The following is a 20,951-nucleotide window of genomic DNA, read 5'->3' on the forward strand; positions in this document are numbered from 1 at the left end:
CCGCGCCAACGCCGCTGCCTGCCGTCGCACAGGCGGCCCCCTCGCCGGCCGTGCCGGCCGCACCGGCACACAGCCATGCCGTCGCAAGGTCCGCCTCCGTTCCTGCCACCGCGGACCCGATGCCGTCGCCGTCACCTTCACAAAACGCCACCTGGAACGAACTGCAGGCCCAGGCCCTGCAGATGGCGCGCCCGCCGCAGCAACGCCGCGCCGGTGAACGCACCTCGCGATGGCTGCGCCTGCGTTGCGGCGCCCAGGCATATGCGCTGGAACTGCTCAAGGTGCAGGAAGTGGTGCTGCCGGTGCCATTGCTGGCGTTGCGGGGTACCGGTCCGTCGATGCTGGGCATCATGAATCTGCGCGGCCAGGTGGTGCCGGTGATCGACCTTGGCCTGCGTCTGGGCGCCGCTCCCATCGGCGACGACGCCCTTACCCGCATCGTGGTGCTCGAAGAGAACGGGGAAACCCTCGGCCTGCGGGTAACCGCGGTGGAGGATGTCGCCAACCTCACCGATTCGCAGATCGAACCACCCGACACCACCCGCATCTGCCAGATCTCCAACGACCTGTTCCGCGGCATTGCCCGCCTGGGCCAGCAGCCGATGATCCTGCTCGACGCCTCGCACCTGCTGCACTGAACCATGCCCGCCGCCTTCCGCGCCCGCGGACCCGACGCTGCGGCTAAAGCTTGCGCCGCAGCGGCCGTTAACTGCCCTAGTACCGTTCGTCCGGAGCAATGATGAGCACAGTCGCACTGGCGCAGGATCTCGGCATCGAGACCACCAGCGACCTGAAACAACAACTGGCGCCACTGGTGGGCCACAGCGGGGAACTGCGCCTGGACGCCAGCCTGGTATCCCGCGTGCATACCGCTGCCATCCAGGTGCTGTGCGCGTTTGTGGATGCCCGCCGCAAGGCCGGCCACAGCACTGCGTTCGACAACAGTACCGACACCTTCCTTGACGCCGCGCGACTGCTCGGCGTCCTCCAGGCCCTGGGCCTGGAAGCAACCCAAGACAAACTGAAATCTGTGGAGAACCCGGCATGAGCGCACGTATTCTGGTGGTGGACGATTCGGCATCAATGCGCCAGATGGTGTCGTTCGCCCTCACCTCGGCCGGTTTTTCCGTCGAGGAAGCCGAAGACGGCGCCGTGGCGCTGGGCCGCGCCAAAGGCCAGCGCTTCAACGCGGTGGTCACCGACGTCAACATGCCCAACATGGATGGCATTTCGCTGATCCGCGAGTTGCGCCAGCTGCCGGACTACAAGTTCACGCCGATGCTGATGCTGACCACCGAATCGGCGGCCGACAAGAAGTCCGAAGGCAAGGCCGCCGGTGCGACCGGCTGGCTGGTCAAGCCGTTCAACCCGGAACAGCTGGTTGCCACCGTCCAGAAAGTACTGGGCTGAACCCCTTACCGCCCACTGACCGGATAGCGCGCAATGAGCATGGACCTGCAACGTTTTCACGCCACTTTCTTCGAGGAAAGCCGCGAAGGGCTGGACGCGATGGAAGCCGGCCTGCTGGCGCTGGAAGACGGCCAGGTGGATCCGGAAATCATCAACTCCGTGTTCCGTGCCGCGCACTCGATCAAGGGCGGCGCCGGCACCTTCGGCTTCGATGCCATCGCATCGCTGACCCACGTACTGGAAACCCTGCTCGACGAGCTGCGTGCCGGTAAACGCACCCTGGAAAGTGCCGCGATCGACGCCATGCTGGCTTCGGTGGATGTCTTGCGCGCGCTGCTGCGCGAGGCCGAACACGGCCAGGCGGCCGATCCGCAGGCGGTCGCCAGCATCAAGGCCCGGCTGGAAGCCGTGCTGGCGGGCAAGGCCATCGCCGCACCGGCGCCGGCCGCCAAGGTGGATGACACCCCGGACGCATGGCAGATCGGCTTTGTGCCGGCGCCGTCGCTGTTCATGAGCGGCAACGATCCGCTGCGCATCCTGCGCGAGCTGGAGAGCCTGGGTTCACTGCAAGTGTCCACCCGCCTGGAACGCCTGCCCGGCTTCGACCAGCTCGATCCGCTGGAAGCCTATCTGGCCTGGGACCTGGGCCTGATCGGCAAAGTGCCGCGCAGCAAGATTGAAGACACTTTCGCCTGGGTGGTGGACGACTGCGAGCTGGATATCCGCCCTGCCGCGCCGCCCAGCCTTGCGCTGGAACCCCCGGTACCGGCCGCCGTGGAAGCGGCCAAGCCCGCCGCACCGGTCGCCACGTCCGCCCCGGCACACGAGGCCGAAACCTCGATCCGCGTCAGCGTCGACAAGGTCGATGCGTTGATCAACCTGGTGGGCGAACTGGTCATCACCCAGGCGATGCTCAAGCAGGTGTCCGGTGGCCTTGATGCGGCCCATGCCGAACAGATGCTGGCCGGCCTGGACCTGCTCGAACGCAACACCCGTGATCTGCAGGAAGCGGTGATCAGCGTGCGCATGCTTCCCGTGGATGCGGTGTTCCGCCGCTTCCCCCGGCTGGTGCGCGACCTGTCCTCGCGACTGGGCAAGCAGGTGCGCCTGCGCACCGTCGGCGAAGGCACCGAGCTGGACAAGGGCCTGATCGAGAAGATCGCCGATCCGCTGGTGCACCTGGTGCGCAACTCGATCGACCATGGCCTGGAAATGCCCGACGTGCGCCGCGACGCCGGCAAGGACGAAACCGGCACGATCACCCTGGCTGCCTCGCACCAGGGCGGCCATATCGTGATCGAGGTCAGCGATGACGGGCGCGGTTTGAACCGCGGAAAGATTCTTGAGAAGGCGCTGGAGCGTGGTCTCAACGTGCCCGACAATCCGACCGACGCCCAGGTCTGGGACCTGATCTTCCAGCCCGGTTTCTCCACCGCCGATGCGGTGACCGATCTTTCCGGCCGTGGCGTGGGCATGGACGTGGTCCGCCGCAACATCCAGGCGCTGGGCGGCGAAGTGCAGCTGGAAAGCAACACCGGTGCCGGCACCCGCGTGCTGATCCGGCTGCCGCTGACCCTGGCCATCCTCGACGGCATGACCGTGTCGGTGGCCGGTGAAACACTGATCCTGCCGCTGGCCTATGTGCTGGAAGCGCTGCAGCCGCGGGCCGAAGACATCCGCACCATGGCCGGCGAAGGTCGCGTGCTGCGGGTGCGCGGTGAATACCTGCCGATCGTGTCGCTGAGCCAGAACTACGGCTACAACGGTCAGGTCAACGACGATCCACTGGTGGTGGTGGTCGAAGGCGATGGCCAGAAGATCGCCCTGGAAGTGGACGAACTGCTCGGCCAGCAGCAGGTGGTGGTCAAGAACATCGAGAACAACTACCGCCGCATCGCCGGTGTCTCCGGCGCCACCATCCTCGGCGATGGCCGGGTGGCGCTGATCGTCGATGTCGGTGGACTGGTGCGTTCGCTGCGCGCTCCGCAAGCGGCCTGAGGCCCTCCGCCCCGATGTGGTCTTTTCGCCATGATCCTGCCGGATCATGGCGCGCCTCCCACCCGCCCTGCCTCGAGAGGATTTGCATCACACGTGCGGTCCTCCCGTATCTGCCGCGGTAGATAAGCACCGCGGCCATCGCCGCGCATTGCCCGCGCTGGCCGCCACGGATGAACCAGGCGCCGGCGACGAAGTGGCCTTGGGCGGAAACTGCTCCTGCGACGATCCTGCGCAGACGGGAGCAGTCCGCGAAGATAGGCAGGCCCTGCCGGAAGATCCCCGATGCAACGTCGCCGCGGACTCTTCCAGGCGACACACTGGAGATAACCCGCACGCGGCCGATAACGGGAAGCAACGCGGCATCCCATCTTGGGCGCCGCACCTCCGTCCCCCTTTCGAACTGCACCTGCCATGACCTCCAACCCGCTGCTCCGGCTGTTCCGCGATCTTCCCTTGAGAAGAAAGTTCATGTTGATGCTCGGCGTCCTGGCGATCGGCATCATCGTGCTGTGCGTTGTCACCGCACGCCGCAACCACATCGAACTGATCCAGAACGAGCGCGACACCCTGCATACCCGGGTGGAAGCAGCGCTGGCGATGGCCAACCATTACGCTGACCGCGCCGACGCCGGCGAGCTGAGCGAAGAACAGGCGCAGCAGCAGGCGCTGTCCGCGCTGGAGTCGTTGCGCAGCGCCAACGGCAGCGATTACGTATGGGTCAACGACCTGCATCCGACCATGCTGATGCATCCCTACCAGACGGCGTTGAACGGCAAGGACCTGAGCGCGACGACCAGTGCCGACGGCAAGAAGATATTCGTCGAGATGGTCCGGCTGGGCCGTGCCGATGGCGGCGGCTTCCTCGATTACACCTGGCCCAAGCCCGGCACTGACGGCGCGGTCCAGAAGATTTCCTATGTGGGCCTGCACCAGCGCTGGGGCTGGATCATCGGCACTGGCGAATACACCGATGAGATCAACGCGCATGCTGCGCGCTTCACCCGGGGGCTGGCCATTGCCGGCTTGCTGATCCTGCTGTCGGCGCTGCTGCCCTGCCTGTATATCGCCCGCTCGATCCTGCAACCACTGTCCGAGGCATCGCGGGCCATCCGCGCAGTGGCCACAGGGGATCTGTCGCCGCGTGTGGCCAATCATTCGCGCGACGAGATCGGGCAGATGCACCAGGACATCGGCAACATGGTGCTGCAGCTGCGCGCCCGCAACGAGCGTGACCTGGCATTGGCTACCGAGAACCTGCGCATCCGCACCGCGCTGGACGATGTCACCACCAACATCATGATCGCCGACGCGGACCTCAACATCCTCTATGCCAACCGCTCGCTGTTCCAGATGCTGGAAAAGGCCGAACACGATATCCGCCGCGACCTGCCCCGGTTCAATACCACCACGCTGATCGGCAGCAATATCGACAGCTTCCACAAAAAGCCCGCGCACCAGCGCCATGTGCTGGGCGAATTGCGCGGCACCCATCGCGGCCAGATTTCCCTCGGCGACCACGTGCTGCGGCAGATCATCAATCCCGTGCGCGATCCAGACGGCGCCCTGCTCGGCTATGTCGTGGAGTGGGCCGACCGCACTGACGAGGTTGCCGTCGAGCACGAGCTCAGCCGCATCGTGGAAGCCGCTGGACGCGGCGACCTGTCCGGGCACATCGCCCTGGAAGGCAAGGAAGGCTTTCTCAAGCAGCTTTCAGGCCAGTTGAACGACCTGCTGGAGACCTTCACCGGCAGTATCGGACAGGTCTCGGGGGTGCTGACGGCGTTGGCCAAGGGCGACCTGACCGTGCGCATGGAAGGCGATTTCGAAGGCGTGTTCGCCCGGATGCGGGATGACGCCAACACCACCATCGCGCAGCTGACCACCATCATCGGCGACATCCAGGGGGCGGCGTCCGGCATCAATCTGGCGGCCACCGAAATCGCCTCCGGCAACCAGGACCTGTCGCAACGCACCGAACAGCAGGCGGCCAATCTGGAGGAAACCGCCGCCTCGATGGAGGAACTGACCTCCACCGTGCGCCAGAACGCCGAGCATGCGCGGCAGGCCAACCAGCTGGCGATCGGCGCGGCCTCGGTCGCTTCCGAAGGCGGCGCGGTGGTCGGCCAGGTGGTCACTACCATGAGCGAAATCGAGCAATCGTCGAAGAAGATCGCCGACATCATCTCGGTGATCGACGGCATCGCGTTCCAGACCAATATCCTGGCGCTGAACGCCGCCGTGGAAGCGGCGCGCGCCGGCGAACAGGGCCGCGGTTTCGCGGTGGTCGCCAGCGAAGTGCGCACCCTGGCGCAGCGTTCGGCGGGCGCGGCCAAGGAGATCAAGGGCCTGATCGACGCGTCGGTCGAGCGCGTGGCCGACGGCTCGGCGCTGGTGCGCAAGGCCGGACAGACCATGGGCGAGATCGTGTCTTCGGTGCAGCGGGTCACCGACATCATGGCCGAGATCTCCGCCGCTTCGCAGGAACAGACCACGGGTATCGAGCAGGTCAGCCAGACGGTGATGCAGATGGACGAGACCACCCAGCAGAACGCCGCACTGGTGGAAGAAGCCACGGCGGCGGCCCGCTCGATGGAAGAACAGGCGCACAACCTGGCCAACGCTGTGACCCGCTTCAAACTGTCACAGGCCACGCCGTTGCCGGGAATTGCCATCCCGGTGCCGCCCACGGCCCCGCGGACCACACCGACGTCGGCGCACTCCCCGCACCCGCTGCCAGCCGGCACCCGTCCGGGCAGCAACTGGACGGGCTTCTGAATCCCGCGGATCGGCGCACCCTTGCTTTATGCAACGCCGCGCCGCGCGAGCGGCGCGGCGGCAACGCGACGTCCGACTGCACCGCGCATATCCGCGGGCCGGGCTTGCAGGCCAGCCGAAAGCGCCATGCGCGGTGGCAGGGACAGTCCCGCTAAAGACGCGTCCCCGTCGGCCGATACCTTCCTTTACCGGTGCAACTCCTACGGGTGCGCCGGCAACTGGCCCAACTTCCCAAAGACTCCATGTCCGACGGCAACGCGACAGCGCAGCAGCCCCACCGCGATGGCGGGGATGCCAACATCGACGAAAAGTACCTGGTGCGCAACCCGCGCCATATACGGCAGCTGTTGCAGTCGCTGATCGACCAGCGCTCGCTGATCAACGCCCATCCCGGCGGGGGCGACCGGACCTTCCCGACCGCGGTGCTGGAGCTGGACCCCGACGAGGATTTCCTGCTGCTCGATGGCAGCCCGCTGCAGGCGATCAACCAGTCGGCCGAACAGGCGAGCCACGTGCTGTGCTTTGCCCAGCTCGAACGCGTGCTGGTGCGGTTCCGGCTGGAGCGCCTGCAACGGGTGGTCGCGGGCAACCGCACCTCGTTCCGCGCCGCCTTTCCCGAGGAGTTCTGCCATCTGCAGCGGCGCGAACTGTACCGGCTGGAAACGCCGATCGCCGACTCGCCCTCCTGCGTGCTGCCGGCGCGCGACGGCGGCGAGGCGGTTGAATTGCGGGTGGTCGATATCAGTGGCGGCGGACTGGCGCTGCTGCTGCCTGAGGGGCAGACCCTGCTGTCGCTTCAGCAGCGCTATGCCGGCTGCCAGTTGAAGCTTCCCGAAGGCCCGGCACTTCCGGTCACCCTGATCGTGTGCAACATGCGCGAGCAACTGATGGCCAATGGCGTGCACATGCAGCGGATCGGACTGCGCTTCGACGCGCTTCCCCGCGGCGGCGACGCCGCCATCCAGCGCTACATCTTCCGCATCGACCGCCAACGAAACGCCCGCAAAAACGGCGAGTCGTAACCGCGGCTGCGGCTAAAGTCCCGCGCCGCGAGGCCGATACCGGTGCTGCACCCACCGGTACAACGCCAGGACCAGGAACTCCGATGAACGACAACCGAAACAGCGCCGCCGACAGTGCCGGCGGCGAGTACCTCAGCTTCACCCTTGGCAATGAGCATTACGGCGTTGACATCCTCAAGGTCCAGGAGATCCGCGGCTACGATGCGGTGACCCGCGTTCCCGATGCGCCGGACTACATCAAGGGCGTGATCAACCTGCGCGGCACCATCGTGCCGGTCATCGATCTGCGCCTGAAGCTGCGCCTGGATGAGGCGCGCTACGACGCGTTCACCGTGATGATCGTGCTCAACGTGGAAGACCGCGTGGTCGGCATTGTGGTGGACAGCGTCTCGGACGTGATTCCGCTGACCGCCGACCAGATCCGCCCCACCCCCGAATTTGGCGCCTCGGTCGACACCCGTTTCATTTCGGGTATCGGCACCCAGGACGAGCGCATGCTGATCCTGCTGGACATCGAAACCCTGCTCGACAGCGCCGACATGGGCACGCCGAAACCGGCCGAAGAAATCGCCTGATTTTTGCGACCCCGGTCACAAGACCCGCGCCACCTCCCCGCTCACCGCTACAGAAGCCCGACCCAGGGCCGATAGCTGGGGCATCAATCGTCTCGGCCGTGGGCCCGGACTGAAAAGATCCTTTCCGGAGATATCGAAAATGAAGTACCTGTTCCCCCTGCTTTCCGCCGCCGTGATGGCCGCCAGCGTTTCCACCGTCCATGCCCAGAGCGCGGAAATGATTCCGCCGGAGCTGGCCGCACGCAACGCCGGCAAGGACGGCATGGTCTGCGGCAAGGTTGAAAAGGCGCGCTATGCCGAAGGCTCCGAAGGCCAGCCGACCTTCCTGCACATGGGCGGCGCCTTCCCGCGCCACACCTTCTCGGCCCGCATCGCCGGCAGCAACCGCGGCAAGTTCAGTTTTCCGCTGGAGTCGCTGGAAGGCAAGGACGTGTGCGTGATCGGCAAGATCCAGCGTGACGCGGCACGTGCCGAGATCGAAGTCAGCTCGCCGGCCGGCCTGAAGCTGGCCAACATCAAGTAATCCTGCTGCCGCCGCGCCGGCCAAACCGGCGCGGCCATCGCCCGGGCGCCTGGCCGGGGTCTGAAGTCAACGGAGATATCGCACAAATGCAGTGGATCAATTCCCTGAAACTGAAGCCGAAGCTGATGCTCACCTTCGGCGTCATTCTGTTCTTCATGGTCCTGCAGGGCATCGTCGCCTACCGCGGCCTGCATTCGCTCAACAATGTCACCACTGACCTGGCCACCACCCGCATGGGCAGCATGCGCGTCACCGGCCAGCTCAGCGGACTGGTGAGCGAGTTCCGCAACGCCTCCTATCAGGGCCTGATACGGGCCAGCGATGAGATCAAGGCCGATGCGAAGACGCGCGCGGCGGCCTTGCGCAAGCAAATCGACGACACGATCGTCGCCTACCCCAAGCTGATCGACAATGCCACGCAGCGCAAGCTGTTCGACACGTTCGTGACTGACTGGAAGGCCGCCCTGGTTTCCTATGACGCGGTCACCGAAATGCTGGAACTGGAGCTGCCCGATGACGCCATCGACACCTTCGTCGGCGAAACCCGGACCCTGCACCGCAAGGCATTCGCCTCACTGGAAGCCCTGACGGAAGGCGACAACCGCCTGGCTGTTGCCGCCGGAACCCACGCTGCCGACACGTATTCGGCCTCGGCGATGCTGTCGTTGATCGCGATGCTGGGCGGTGCCGGCTTCGGCCTGTTGCTGGTATGGCTGTTCGCCCGTTCGCTGGTGAACAGCATGCGCGGCGCCGTATCGGTCGCCAATGATGTCGCCAGCGGCAAGCTCGACGGCCATATCGACGTCACCCGCGCCGATGAAGTGGGCGATCTGCTGCGCGCCATGCAGCGCATGCAGCACGATCTGCGCGAGCGCATCGAACGTGACCAGCTCATCGCCAATGAGAATCTGCGCATCCGTACCGCGCTGGATTACTCGTCCACCGGCGTCTATCTGACCAATCCACAGCTGGAGGTGGTCTATGCCAACCGCGCCCTGCAGCAGACGCTGGAAAAGTACGCCGACGATATCGCCGCCGCGCTCCCCCACTACGACACGAATGCCTCGTTGATCGGCAAGTCGGTGAACACGCTGGAACATCACGGTGAAGTCGATGGCAAGATCATCGATGCGCTGGAGAAGACCGGTGTGGTCAGCCGCGAGATGAAGTATGGCGGCGCCCAGTTTGCGCAGACCATCAACGTCATCCGCGACGCATCCGGCGCCAATGTCGGGCAAGTGGTCGAATGGCGCGACCGTACCACCGAGGCGCAGGTCGAGGCCGAAGTGGCGCGGGTGATCGATGCCGCCGCGGCGGGTGACCTGAGCGGTCGCGTCGATGTCGCCGGCAAGGATGGCTTCTTCCTGGAGCTGGCAACGCAGATCAACAGCCTGCTCAACGCCAATGCCAGCAGCATCGAGCAGATCTCCGTCCTGCTCTCGGCGCTGTCACACGGTGATCTGACCGTGCGTATGCACGGTGACTTCCAGGGCGTGTTCGCCACCATGCGCGATGACGCCAACGCCACCGCCGAGCAGTTGACCGGTATCGTCGGTCGCATCAAGCAGTCGTCGGTGTCGATCAACGCTTCGGCCAGCGAAATCGCCAGCGGCAACAATGACCTGTCGCAGCGTACCGAGCAGCAGGCAGCGAACCTGGAAGAAACGGCCGCCTCGATGGAGGAGCTGACCTCCACCGTGCGCCAGAACGCCGAGTCCGCACGCCAGGCCAACCAGCTGGCCATCGGCGCCGCTTCGGTGGCCTCGCAGGGCGGTGAAGTGGTCAGCCAGGTGGTCAGCACCATGACCCAGATCGAGCAGTCGTCGAAGAAGATTGCCGAGATCATCTCGGTCATCGACGGCATCGCTTTCCAGACCAACATCCTGGCCTTGAACGCCGCGGTGGAAGCGGCGCGCGCCGGTGAACAGGGTCGCGGCTTTGCCGTGGTCGCCTCGGAAGTGCGCACCCTGGCCCAGCGCTCGGCCGGTGCCGCCAAGGAGATCAAGGGCCTGATCGACGATTCGGTCGAGAAGGTCAGCGACGGTTCGGCGCTGGTGAAGAAGGCCGGCTCGACCATGGGTGAGATCGTCGCCTCGGTGCAGCGCGTGACCGACATCATGGCCGAGATTTCGGCCGCCTCGCTCGAACAGTCTTCGGGTATCGAGCAGGTCAACCAGACCATCACCCAGATGGATGAAACCACCCAGCAGAACGCTGCCTTGGTGGAAGAAGCCACCGCCGCGGCCCGTTCGATGGAAGAGCAGGCCGAGCATCTGGCCCAGGTGGTATCGGTGTTCCGCTTCGAGGAAGACGCCGAAAGCGTGCCCGCTCCGGTCAAACCGGTGGCGGCATCGCGTCCGACGGCACCCGCCGCGGCGGCGCGTGCAGCGCGCAATACCCCGCAGCGAAAGCCCGTCGCGGAAATGGCCGAGGCGAACTGGCAGGAATTCTGACCGCAACACGGTGCCCACAAGGCCCCGGCACTCTGTGCCGGGGCCTTTTTATGCGCTCAAAAAAAGCCGCCCGCGGCCGATACCGGTAGTGCGCCGATATGGCTGGGCACGCCCACCTGTCGACCGCCTGCCCGTCCTTGCGAAGAAGCCCGATGAACATCGTCAAGCTGTGGTCCAACTACATTTCCAATATCTCGGTGCGGCGCAAGCTGAACCTGTTGACCGTGCTGATCGCACTGGGCGTCATCGCCCTGTCGGTCATCGCCGCACGCATGCAGTACCTGGACCTGTATGACACCCGCATGCAGAGCATCAAGAGCGAGGTCGAGCTCGGCAACAGCGTGCTGGCCCGTTACGAGCAGCAGGTCAAAGACGGCACACTGACACTCGAGCAGGCCCAGGCGCTGGCTGTCGAAACCCTGGCCGCGATGCGCGCGGAAACCGGCAGCGTCAACTACACGATCTACAGCCTGGACAACACCATGGTCATGCACCCGTTCCGGCGCGAACGTGCCGGGATGGATCTGGACGGATTCGACGACGGCTTCGGCAAAAAGCACTATTCCGAGCAGGTGGCCGTGGCCCGCGCCGGCGGTGGCTACGTCACCTACAACTCCAAGTTGCCCGAGAGCGACACGCCGCTGCCGCGCGTCTCCTACGCCGAGACCTTCCAGCCGTGGGGCTGGGTGATGTCCACCGGCACCTATCTGCAGGATCTGCAACGGCAGGCGCTGTCATTCACCTTAATCATGGGCGTAGCCGGCGGCGTGCTGGTACTGGTGGTCCTGGCACTGAGCTGGATCATCGGCAACCGCATCGTCATCCCGCTGCGCGGCGCCACTGCCGTGGCCGACGCCATCGCGCGCGGCAAGCTCGACACCGCCATCGGTCCGCAGCCGCGTGACGAGCCCGGCCGCCTGCTGGAAAGCATGGGCCGAATGCAGGCGCAGCTGCAGTCGGTAATGGCCGCGCAGAAGGAAATGGCGCGCCAGCACGATGCCGGCACCATCAGCTTCCGCATGGATGACAGCACCTTCCCCGGTGATTACGGCCTCATGGTCCGCGATACCAATGCGCTGGTCGCTTCGCATCTGCATGCGATCGGCAGCGCGATGAAGATCATGCAGGAATATTCCGTCGGCGACTTGCACAGCGACATGGAGCGGTTGCCGGGCGAGAAGGCCAACCTGACCGAAACCATGGACGCCACCAAGGCCAACCTGTCCGGTATCAACGCCGAGATCAAACGCCTTGCGGCAGCGGCGGCGGCCGGCGATTTCAGCCAGCGTGGTGACAGCGCGCGCTTCGATCACGATTTCCGCCTGATGGTCGACAACCTCAACGCGATGATGGAAGTCAGCGACAGCAACCTGGCGCAGATCTCGCAGCTGCTGCGTGCGATCGCCCGCGGCGACCTCACCGCCTCCATGCAGGGCCAGTTCCATGGCGTGTTTGCACAGATGCGCGACGATGCCGACACCACCATCGAACAGCTGACCGGCATTGTCGGTGGCATCCAGCACGCGGCGGACAGCATCAACCTGGCGGCCGGCGAGATCGCCAGCGGCAACCAGGACCTGTCGCAGCGTACCGAGCAGCAGGCCGCCAACCTGGAAGAAACCGCCGCCTCGATGGAGGAACTGACCTCCACCGTGCGCCAGAACGCCGAGTCCGCGCGCCAGGCCAACCAGCTCGCCATCGGCGCCGCGGCGGTGGCCTCGCAGGGGGGCGAGGTGGTCAGCCAGGTGGTCAGTACCATGACCGGCATCGAACAGTCCTCGAAGAAGATCGCCGACATCATTTCGGTGATCGACGGCATCGCCTTCCAGACCAATATCCTGGCGCTGAACGCCGCCGTGGAGGCCGCACGTGCAGGTGAACAGGGCCGCGGCTTCGCGGTGGTCGCCAGCGAGGTGCGCACCCTGGCCCAGCGCTCGGCCGCCGCCGCCAAGGAGATCAAGACCCTGATCGACGATTCGGTCGACAAGGTGTCCGAAGGCTCCGCCCTGGTACACCAGGCCGGCACCACCATGGGCGAGATCGTGTCCTCGGTGCAGCGCGTGACCGACATCATGGCCGGGATTGCCGCCGCTTCGCAGGAGCAGTCGGCCGGTATTGAACAGGTCAACCAGACCGTGACCCAGATGGACGAGACCACCCAGCAGAACGCCGCACTGGTGGAGGAAGCCACCGCTGCCGCGCGCTCGATGGAACAACAGGCCCGGCAATTGGGCCAGGCGGTATCGGCATTCCGGCTCAAGCAGGCAAGCACCGGGAAGCCGGCCGTTGCCGGCAAACCGCCCGCCGTCCAGTACAGCTGACGCCCGCTCACGCCATGACTTTGTCCGCACCCACCCCCGCCGGCCGCGACTTCGAGTTCAGCGACCGCGACTTCCGCCGCGTCTGCGAGCTGATCCACCAGCGCGTCGGCATCGCGCTGGCCCCGGCCAAGCGCGACATGGTCTATGGCCGGCTGTCGCGTCGCCTGCGGGCGCTGGGTCTGCGCTCGTTCCAGGACTATCTGGACCGGCTGGAAAGCGAGGGTGGCGAGGAGTGGCAGTCGTTCACCAATGCGCTGACCACCAACCTGACCTCGTTCTTCCGCGAGCCTCACCACTTTGAAAAGCTGGCTGAAGAACTGCACCAACGCGCCAGCCGCGCCCCGCTGCAACTGTGGTCCTGCGCCGCGTCCACCGGTGAAGAGCCCTATTCGATGGCGATCACCGCGTGCGAAACCTTTGGCACCACCAGCCCTCCGGTACGGATCCTGGCCACCGATGTGGATACCCAGGTACTGGCGACCGCCGCCCAGGGCGTGTATCCGCTCGAACGTATCGCCAACCTCGACCCTGCGCTCAAGCGCCGCTATTTCCAGCGCGGCAGCGGCCCGCATGAGGGCAAGTGCCGGGTGCTGCCCGCGTTGCGGGCGCTGATCGAGTTCCGCCCGCTGAACCTGCTGAACCCGCGGTACGAAGTGGCTGGCCCTTTCGATGCCCTGTTCTGCCGCAACGTGATGATCTACTTCGACAAGCCGACCCAGCGCGGCATCCTGTCGCGTCTGGTGCACCACATGGGTGATGACGGTCTGCTGTACACCGGCCATTCGGAGAATTACCTGCACGCGGCCGACCTGATCCAGCCCTGCGGACGCACCCTGTACCGGCGCACGCGCGGAGCAGGCGCATGAAGCCCAGCGTGCAAGCCGACGGGGTGATGCGCTACCGCGACAGCCGCTTCCAGACCATGGCGGCCAAACTGCTGCCGACCCAGTACCTGGTGGTCGACGATGACACTGCGCTGTGCACCACACTGGGCTCCTGCGTGGCCGCCTGCATCCGCGATCCGCTGCTCGGCATCGGTGGCATGAACCACTTCCTGCTGCCCGAAGGCCAGGTCGGTGACGGCGCCCCGGCGCGCTATGGCAGCTACGCGATGGAGCTGCTGATCAACGACCTGCTCAAGCGCGGTGCGCACCGCAAGCGGCTGGAAGCCAAGGTGTTCGGTGGCGCCAACGTGCTCAAGGGTTTCACCAGCAACCCGGTCGGCACCCGCAATGCCGAGTTCGTGCGCCAGTACCTGCAAGCCGAGCACATTCCGGTGCTGGCCGAGGACCTGTGCGGCATCCATCCGCGCAAGATCTGGTTCTTCCCGGTCACCGGGCGCGTGGTGGTTCAACGCCTGCCACATGCGCATGAGGTGGCCGTTACCGAATCCGCGGTGCGTGCACAGTTGTCGCGGGCGCCGGTCACCGGTGGCGTGGAGCTGTTCGAATGAGTCTGGAAGCACCCTGCCGCGTGCTGATCGTCGACGACTCCGCTCTGGTTCGGCAGGTGCTGAGCGAGATCCTGTCACGCGATCCCGGCATCGAAGTAGCCGGTACCGCCTCCGATCCGCTGCTGGCGCGGGAGAAGATCAAACGCCTGAATCCGGACGTGATCACGCTGGACGTGGAAATGCCGCGGATGGATGGCCTGGCATTCCTGGAAAACCTGATGCGGCTGTACCCGGTTCCGGTGGTGATGGTGTCATCGCTGACCGAGCGCGGCGCCGATACCACCTTGCAGGCACTGGCCCTGGGCGCGGTGGATTTCGTCTCAAAGCCAAAACTCGACGTGGCCCGCGGACTGGAAACATATGCCGAGGAAATCTGCGCGAAGGTGAAGATGGCCGCGCGCTCGCGGGTACGTGCCCTCGCCCGCCCGCAGCCTGGCAGACGCCCGCTGGATCCGCTGCCGCCGGGTTCACCCTCGATGAAATTCCGCAGCACCGACCGCCTGATCGCGATCGGTGCCTCGGCCGGGGGTACCGAAGCCTTGCGCGTGGTGCTGGAAGGCATGCCCGCCGATGCCCCCGCCGTGGTGATGACCCAGCATCTGCCGGCCAGTTTCAGCAGCGCTTTTGCGCAACGTCTGGACCGCTATTCGGCCATGAGCGTGCGCGAAGCCAGCGACGGCGAAGCGGTGCTGCCCGGCCATGCCTATCTGCCACCCGGCGGCCGCCACCTGCGCGTCATCCGCGACGGTGCCCGCTGGCGCTGCCGGATCGACGATGGCCCTGCGGTGAACCGGCACAAGCCGGCGGTGGATGTGCTGTTCCGTTCGGTCGCGCTCAGTGCCGGACCCAACGCGATCGGCGTGATCCTGACCGGCATGGGCGATGACGGCGCCCGCGGCCTGCTGGAAATGCGCCAGGCCGGTGCGCCAACGCTGGTGCAGGACGAGGCCAGCAGCGTAGTCTGGGGAATGCCGGGCAGCGCGGTAAAGCTCGACGCGGCGGCGGAAATCCTGCCGCTGGACATCATTGCGGCGCGCCTCGTCGCGCTTTCCCGGCAAAAATAGCCCACCTCAAGGCTGCCATGGCATGACGCCAGTTCCGCATCAATCCACCTCGCGGCACACGACCGACCACCCGGACACCGGCGTGGCGACCACCGCGCACGTGCCCGATCTTGCACTGCTGCTGCAGGGCCTGCAGCATGCGCCCGCCGGCATCGTGGTGGTCGACACCCGCCTGCGCGTGGCGTTCTACAACACCGTTGCGGAGACCCTGTGGGGCGTGCCGCGTGCAAAGGTGATCGGGCAGCCGGTGGAGGTGTTGTTGCGCGGTGGCGAATGCGACGACATCCTCGCCGACCTGCGCAATTGCGCCGGCGGAAGCGTGCGCCCTTGTTACCTGGTGCGGCGCCAGACCGGTGAAAGCCGGCACACGCTGGCGGTCAGCATCTCGGCGGTGGCGCACCCGCGCCGAAATTTGTATATCGCCTTCGTCCGCGATGTCACCGCATCACTTGAGCAGCAGGCGCATGTGCAGCGCCTGTCGCTGGCACTGGATCGCAGCGACAACGCCATCCTGCTGTGCGATCGCCAAGGGCATCTCCAGTATGTCAATGACGGCTTTACCCGGATGCTCGGCTATCTTCCGGACGAGGCGCTGCAGCGGCGCCTCCGTGAACTGGTCGGCGGCCGCCATAGCGACCCGGAGACACTGGAATTTCTCACCACGCACCACCTCGCCGGGGTCCCGCACCAGACCGATCTGCTCGCCTATCGCAAGGATGGCAGCCCGTTGTGGACGTCGGTGGTGGCCACCCCGATCGCCGATGAGCATGGCGACCCCAGTTCATTCATCAACGTACTGACCGATATCACCGCGGCCAAGACCAACGAGGTACTGCACAACAGGGTGCTCGAAGCGCTGGTGCGCGAAGAATCGCTGCACGAATCGATGGCGCTGATCTGCCAGGAAGTCGAACGGGTGGCCCCGGATGTGGTCGTGTCGATCTATCGCCTCGATGCGGAGGGCAGATTGCGTCTGCTGGCCGCGCCCAGTCTTCCGCGGATCTTCACCGAACGGTTCGACGGACAGTTACCGGGTCCGGGCACGGCCGCCTGTGGCGCGGTGGCCTGGCGCGGCCGGGCGGTTGAAGTGGTCGATATCGCCACCGATCCGCTGTTTTCCGCCCATCGCGAACCGGCGCTGTCGCAGCAGCTGCGCGCGTGCTGGTCGATCCCGGTGAAATCCAGTACCGGCCAGGTGCTGGGCACCTTCACGTTCTATTTCCGCCAGCCCATGGCTCCGGGTCCGTGGCACCGCAAGCTGGCCGAACTGTGTCTGCACCTGTGTTCGCTGGCAATGGAACGGGAAAAGACCAAGGCACGGATGCACCAGCTGGCGTTCTATGACGCGCTCACCGGACTGCCCAACCGGATCATGTTCCACGCGCGCGCCGAACAGATCTTCGCCACCGCCTACGCCAGAAAAACCTCGTTGGCCGTGCTCTATCTCGACCTGGACCGGTTCAAACGCATCAACGAAACCCAGGGGCACGCCGCCGGTGACGGATTGCTGCGCGACATCGCCCAATGCCTTGCCGAGACCGCCGGCAGCGAGGCGCTGATCGGGCGTCTGAACGGTGACGAATTCGTGCTGCTGCTGGCCGGCGACGGCACCGCGCAGGTCGCCGTGCTGTGCGAGCGCCTGCTCGGCGCCATTGCCCGGCCGCGCGTGGTCGGGCACATGACCGTGTACAGCAGCGCAAGCATCGGCGTGGCGATATATCCGGACGACGGCCGCGATATCGAAACCCTGCTCAAGCACGCCGACCTGGCGATGTACCGGGCCAAGGACGAAGGCAGCGGCAGCTTCCGTTTCTTCAGTGCCGACATGAACCGCGTGGCGCAGGAACGGGTCGCGCTGGAAACCGCCTTGCGCGAGTCGCTGCGGCGCGGCGACCTGCAGCTGCACTATCAGCCACAGGTATGCAGCAGTACGCATGAACTGTACGGCGTGGAAGCGCTGGTGCGCTGGGAGCACCCGCACCTGGGTCCGGTATCGCCGGCGCAGTTCATTCCATTGGCCGAAGAGTGCGGGCTGATCGACGACCTCAGCCGCTGGGTATTGCAGCAGGCGTGCACGGATCTGGCGCGCTGGCGGCAGCAAGGAATGCCCGTGCCGCGGGTATCGGTGAACCTGTCGGCGCGCAACCTCGACAATATCGCCCTGCCCCTGCAGCTGGAAGACCTGCTGCACAGCCACGCGCTGCCCGCCGATGCCCTGGTGGTGGAAATCACCGAGGGCGTGATGCTGTCGCCACTCCCGCAGACGCTGTTCAACCTGGAAGCCATCCGCGCGCTCGGCATCCCGTTGTCGCTGGATGATTTCGGCACCGGATATTCCAGCCTCAGCAATCTGCACCGGCTGCCGATCAGCGAGTTGAAGCTGGACATGAGCTTCGTGCGCGAGATCGAACACAGCGAAGCGGCGCGCATGCTTATCACCTCGGTGCTGCGTATCGGTGAACACCTGGGTAAACGCGTCGTCGCCGAAGGCGTCGAAACCGAACAGCAATGCCGTTTCCTCACCGAACAGCGCTGCGACATCCTGCAGGGCTACCTGTTTTCGCGCCCGTTGCCGGCCGCGGCGCTGGAGCAATGGCTGCTTGACCACAACCGCGCGCTCCGGGCCTGAGCACCGCGGCGCGCTCTGCAACGGCAACGACCCTCGCCACCCCAAGCTGACGTACAAAGAAAAGCCCGGCATATGCCGGGCTTTCCTCTGTTGCGCAACCGTCAGGATCAGGCGCTGACCGTATCGGCCACGTCCTGGTATTCCTGGATCTGGTCGAAGTTCATGTAGCGGTAGATCGAATCACCGGCACCGGCCAGCACGCCGGCCGCTTCCATGTACTCCTCACGGCTCGGGATGCGACCCAGACGCGAGCAGATCGCGGCCAATTCGGCCGAACCCAGGTACACGTTGGTGTTGCGGCCCAGGCGGTTCGGGAAGTTGCGGGTCGAGGTCGACATCGCGGTGGAGCCTTCACGGATCTGCGCCTGGTTGCCCATGCACAGCGAGCAGCCCGGCATTTCCATACGCGCGCCAGCGGCACCGAAGGTACCGTAGTGGCCTTCCTTGGTCAGCTCGGCAGCATCCATCTTGGTCGGCGGTGCGATCCACAGACGGGTCGGGATGTCGCGCTTGCCTTCCAGCAGCTTGGCCGCGGCACGGAAGTGGCCGATGTTGGTCATGCACGAACCGATGAAGACTTCATCGATCTGCGCACCGGCCACGTCGGACAGGGTCTTGGCATCGTCCGGATCGTTCGGGCAGCACACGATCGGCTCGACGATTTCGGCCAGGTCGATCTCGATGACCGCGGCGTACTCGGCATCGGCATCGGCTTCCAGCAGCTGCGGGTCGGCCAGCCACTGTTCCATCTTCTCGATGCGGCGCGCCAGGGTGCGGGCATCGGCATAACCCTCGGCAATCATCCACTTCAGCAGCGTGATGTTGCTGGTCAGGTATTCGATGATCGGCGCCTTGTCGAGCTTGACCGCGCAACCGGCCGCCGAACGCTCGGCCGAGGCATCGGCCAGTTCGAACGCCTGCTCGATCTTCAGCTCCGACAGACCTTCGATCTCGAGGATGCGGCCGGAGAAGATGTTCTTCTTGCCCTGCTTGGCCACGGTCAGCAGGCCCTGCTTGATCGCGTACAGCGGAATCGCGTGGACCAGATCACGCAGGGTCACGCCCGGCTGCATCTTGCCCTTGAAGCGCACCAGCACCGACTCGGGCATGTCCAGCGGCATCACGCCGGTGGCGGCGGCGAAGGCCACCAGGCCGGAACCGGCCGGGAAGGAAATGCCGATCGGGAAACGGGTGTGCGAGTCGCCACCGGTGCCGACGGTGTCGGGCAGCAGCATGCGGTTCAGCCACGAGTGGATGATGCCGTCGCCCGGACGCAGCGAGACGCCGCCACGGGTGGAGATGAACTCCGGCAGGGTGTGGTGGGTCTTCACGTCCACCGGCTTCGGATAAGCGGCGGTGTGGCAGAACGACTGCATCACCAGGTCGGCCGAGAAGCCCAGGCACGCCAGGTCCTTCAGCTCGTCACGGGTCATCGGACCGGTGGTGTCCTGCGAGCCGACGGTGGTCATCTTCGGTTCGCAGTAGGCGCCCGGGCGCACGCCCTGGCCTTCCGGCAGACCGCAGGCGCGGCCAACCATCTTCTGCGCCAGGCTGAAGCCCTTGCCGGTGTCGACCGGCGCGGTCGGCTGGCGGAACAGATCGGTGACCGGCAGGCCCAGCGCTTCGCGCGCCTTGGCGGTCAGGCCGCGGCCGATGATCAGCGGAATGCGGCCACCGGCACGCACTTCGTCGAACAGCACCTCGCTCTTGACCTGGAATTCGGCGATCACTTCGCCGCCCTTCAGCGCCTTGCCGTCGTACGGACGCAGCTCGACCACGTCGCCGTGGTTCATCTGCGACACGTCCAGCTCGATCGGCAGCGCGCCGGCATCTTCCATGGTGTTGTAGAAGATCGGGGCGATCTTCGAACCCAGGCAGACGCCGCCGAAGCGCTTGTTCGGGATGAAGGGGATGTCTTCACCGGTGAACCACAGCACCGAGTTGGTAGCGGACTTGCGGCTGGAACCGGTGCCGACCACGTCACCGACGTAGGCAACCAGGTTGCCCTTGTCCTTCAGCGACAGGATTTCCTGGATCGGGCCGCGCTTGCCGTCTTCTTCCGGCACGAACGGTGCGTCATCGCGCTTGTTCTTCAGCATTGCCAGCGCGTGCAGCGGGATGTCCGGGCGGGTGGTGGCGTCCGGCGCCGGCGACAGGTCGTCGGTATTGGTTTCGCCCGGCACCTTGAACACGGTGATGGTCAGGCTCTGCGGCACTTCCGGCTTGGAGGTGAACCACTCGGCATCGGCCCAGCTCTGCAGCACGGACTGGGCGTTGGCGTTGCCGGCCTTGGCCTTTTCCTGCACGTCATGGAACGCGTCGAACACCAGCAGGGTGTGCTTCAGGGCGTTGGCGGCGATGGCGCCGACGTCGGCATCGTCCAGCAGCTGGATCAGCGGCGCGACGTTGTAGCCGCCGAGCATGGTGCCCAGCAGCTCGGTGGCGCGCGCGCGGCTGATCAGCGCGCTCTTCTCGCTGCCAAAGGCGATGGCGGCCAGGTACGAGGCCTTGACCTTGGCCGCGTCATCGACGCCGGCCGGCACGCGGTGGGTGATCAGCTCGAGCAGGAACTCGGCCTCGCCTGCCGGCGGGTTCTTCAGCAGCTCGATGACGTCGGCCGTCTGCTGTGCGGTCAGCGGCAGCGGCGGGATGCCAAGCGCGGCGCGCTCGGCTACGTGGTGGCGGTAGGCTTCCAACATGACAACTCCCGGGTGATACGGTTAAAAAA

At 65.7% G+C, this 20,951-nt stretch carries 15 protein-coding genes; 14 read left to right on the plus strand and 1 reads right to left on the minus strand.

The window, feature by feature from the left end:
* From QZH66_RS00005 to QZH66_RS00070, 14 genes are all read left to right on the plus strand, one after another.
* A partial coding sequence (locus QZH66_RS00005; RefSeq protein ID WP_305803895.1) for a chemotaxis protein CheW occupies positions 1-638 on the plus strand: 638 nt, incomplete at its 5' end.
* 101 nt (positions 639-739) lie between these two features.
* On the plus strand, positions 740-1,048 hold the full coding sequence (locus QZH66_RS00010; protein ID WP_305803896.1) for an STAS domain-containing protein: 309 nt from the start codon (positions 740-742) through the stop codon (positions 1,046-1,048).
* Positions 1,045-1,410 carry a response regulator gene (locus QZH66_RS00015; protein WP_038688521.1) on the plus strand — a complete coding sequence of 122 codons (366 nt, stop codon included), beginning with the start codon at positions 1,045-1,047 and terminating at the stop codon, positions 1,408-1,410. Before QZH66_RS00010 ends, QZH66_RS00015 begins: the two co-directional genes overlap by 4 nt.
* A 33-nt stretch (positions 1,411-1,443) precedes the next feature.
* On the plus strand, positions 1,444-3,408 hold the full coding sequence (locus QZH66_RS00020; RefSeq protein WP_305803897.1) for a chemotaxis protein CheA: 1,965 nt from the start codon (positions 1,444-1,446) through the stop codon (positions 3,406-3,408).
* A gap of 411 nt (positions 3,409-3,819) precedes the next feature.
* On the plus strand, positions 3,820-6,183 hold the full coding sequence (locus QZH66_RS00025) for a methyl-accepting chemotaxis protein (protein WP_305803898.1): 2,364 nt from the start codon (positions 3,820-3,822) through the stop codon (positions 6,181-6,183).
* 242 nt (positions 6,184-6,425) lie between these two features.
* Positions 6,426-7,205: a flagellar brake protein gene (locus tag QZH66_RS00030; protein WP_305803899.1), complete on the plus strand. Its 780-nt coding sequence runs from the start codon at positions 6,426-6,428 to the stop codon at positions 7,203-7,205.
* Positions 7,206-7,288: 83 nt separating this feature from the next.
* On the plus strand, positions 7,289-7,780 hold the full coding sequence (locus QZH66_RS00035; RefSeq protein ID WP_305803900.1) for a chemotaxis protein CheW: 492 nt from the start codon (positions 7,289-7,291) through the stop codon (positions 7,778-7,780).
* Between the two features lie 139 nt (positions 7,781-7,919).
* The gene (locus QZH66_RS00040; RefSeq protein WP_305803901.1) at positions 7,920-8,303 is read left to right on the plus strand and encodes a hypothetical protein; all 384 of its coding nucleotides are present in this window, start codon (positions 7,920-7,922) and stop codon (positions 8,301-8,303) included.
* Between the two features lie 86 nt (positions 8,304-8,389).
* Positions 8,390-10,756: a methyl-accepting chemotaxis protein gene (locus tag QZH66_RS00045; protein WP_305803902.1), complete on the plus strand. Its 2,367-nt coding sequence runs from the start codon at positions 8,390-8,392 to the stop codon at positions 10,754-10,756.
* 152 nt (positions 10,757-10,908) lie between these two features.
* Positions 10,909-13,077: a methyl-accepting chemotaxis protein gene (locus QZH66_RS00050; protein ID WP_305803903.1), complete on the plus strand. Its 2,169-nt coding sequence runs from the start codon at positions 10,909-10,911 to the stop codon at positions 13,075-13,077.
* Between the two features lie 14 nt (positions 13,078-13,091).
* Positions 13,092-13,943 (plus strand): CheR family methyltransferase, encoded by an 852-nt coding sequence (locus QZH66_RS00055; RefSeq protein WP_305803904.1) that lies wholly within the window; start codon positions 13,092-13,094, stop codon positions 13,941-13,943.
* Positions 13,940-14,530 (plus strand): chemoreceptor glutamine deamidase CheD, encoded by a 591-nt coding sequence (cheD, locus tag QZH66_RS00060; protein WP_305803905.1) that lies wholly within the window; start codon positions 13,940-13,942, stop codon positions 14,528-14,530. The genes QZH66_RS00055 and cheD overlap by 4 nt, the downstream gene beginning before the upstream one ends.
* Entirely contained in the window at positions 14,527-15,594 is a 1,068-nt protein-coding gene (locus QZH66_RS00065) for a chemotaxis response regulator protein-glutamate methylesterase (RefSeq protein ID WP_305803906.1), read from the plus strand. The genes cheD and QZH66_RS00065 overlap by 4 nt, the downstream gene beginning before the upstream one ends.
* Positions 15,595-15,616: 22 nt before the next feature.
* Positions 15,617-18,223: an EAL domain-containing protein gene (locus QZH66_RS00070; protein ID WP_305803907.1), complete on the plus strand. Its 2,607-nt coding sequence runs from the start codon at positions 15,617-15,619 to the stop codon at positions 18,221-18,223.
* A 107-nt stretch (positions 18,224-18,330) separates the two neighbouring features.
* On the opposite strand, the gene acnB is transcribed toward QZH66_RS00070, so the two are convergent.
* On the minus strand, positions 18,331-20,922 hold the full coding sequence (acnB, locus tag QZH66_RS00075; protein WP_305803908.1) for a bifunctional aconitate hydratase 2/2-methylisocitrate dehydratase: 2,592 nt from the start codon (positions 20,920-20,922) through the stop codon (positions 18,331-18,333).
* Positions 20,923-20,951: the final 29 nt, after the last annotated feature.

Source organism: Stenotrophomonas sp. YIM B06876 (assembly GCF_030711595.1).
In the GTDB taxonomy this organism is placed as follows: Bacteria; Pseudomonadota; Gammaproteobacteria; order Xanthomonadales; family Xanthomonadaceae; genus Stenotrophomonas.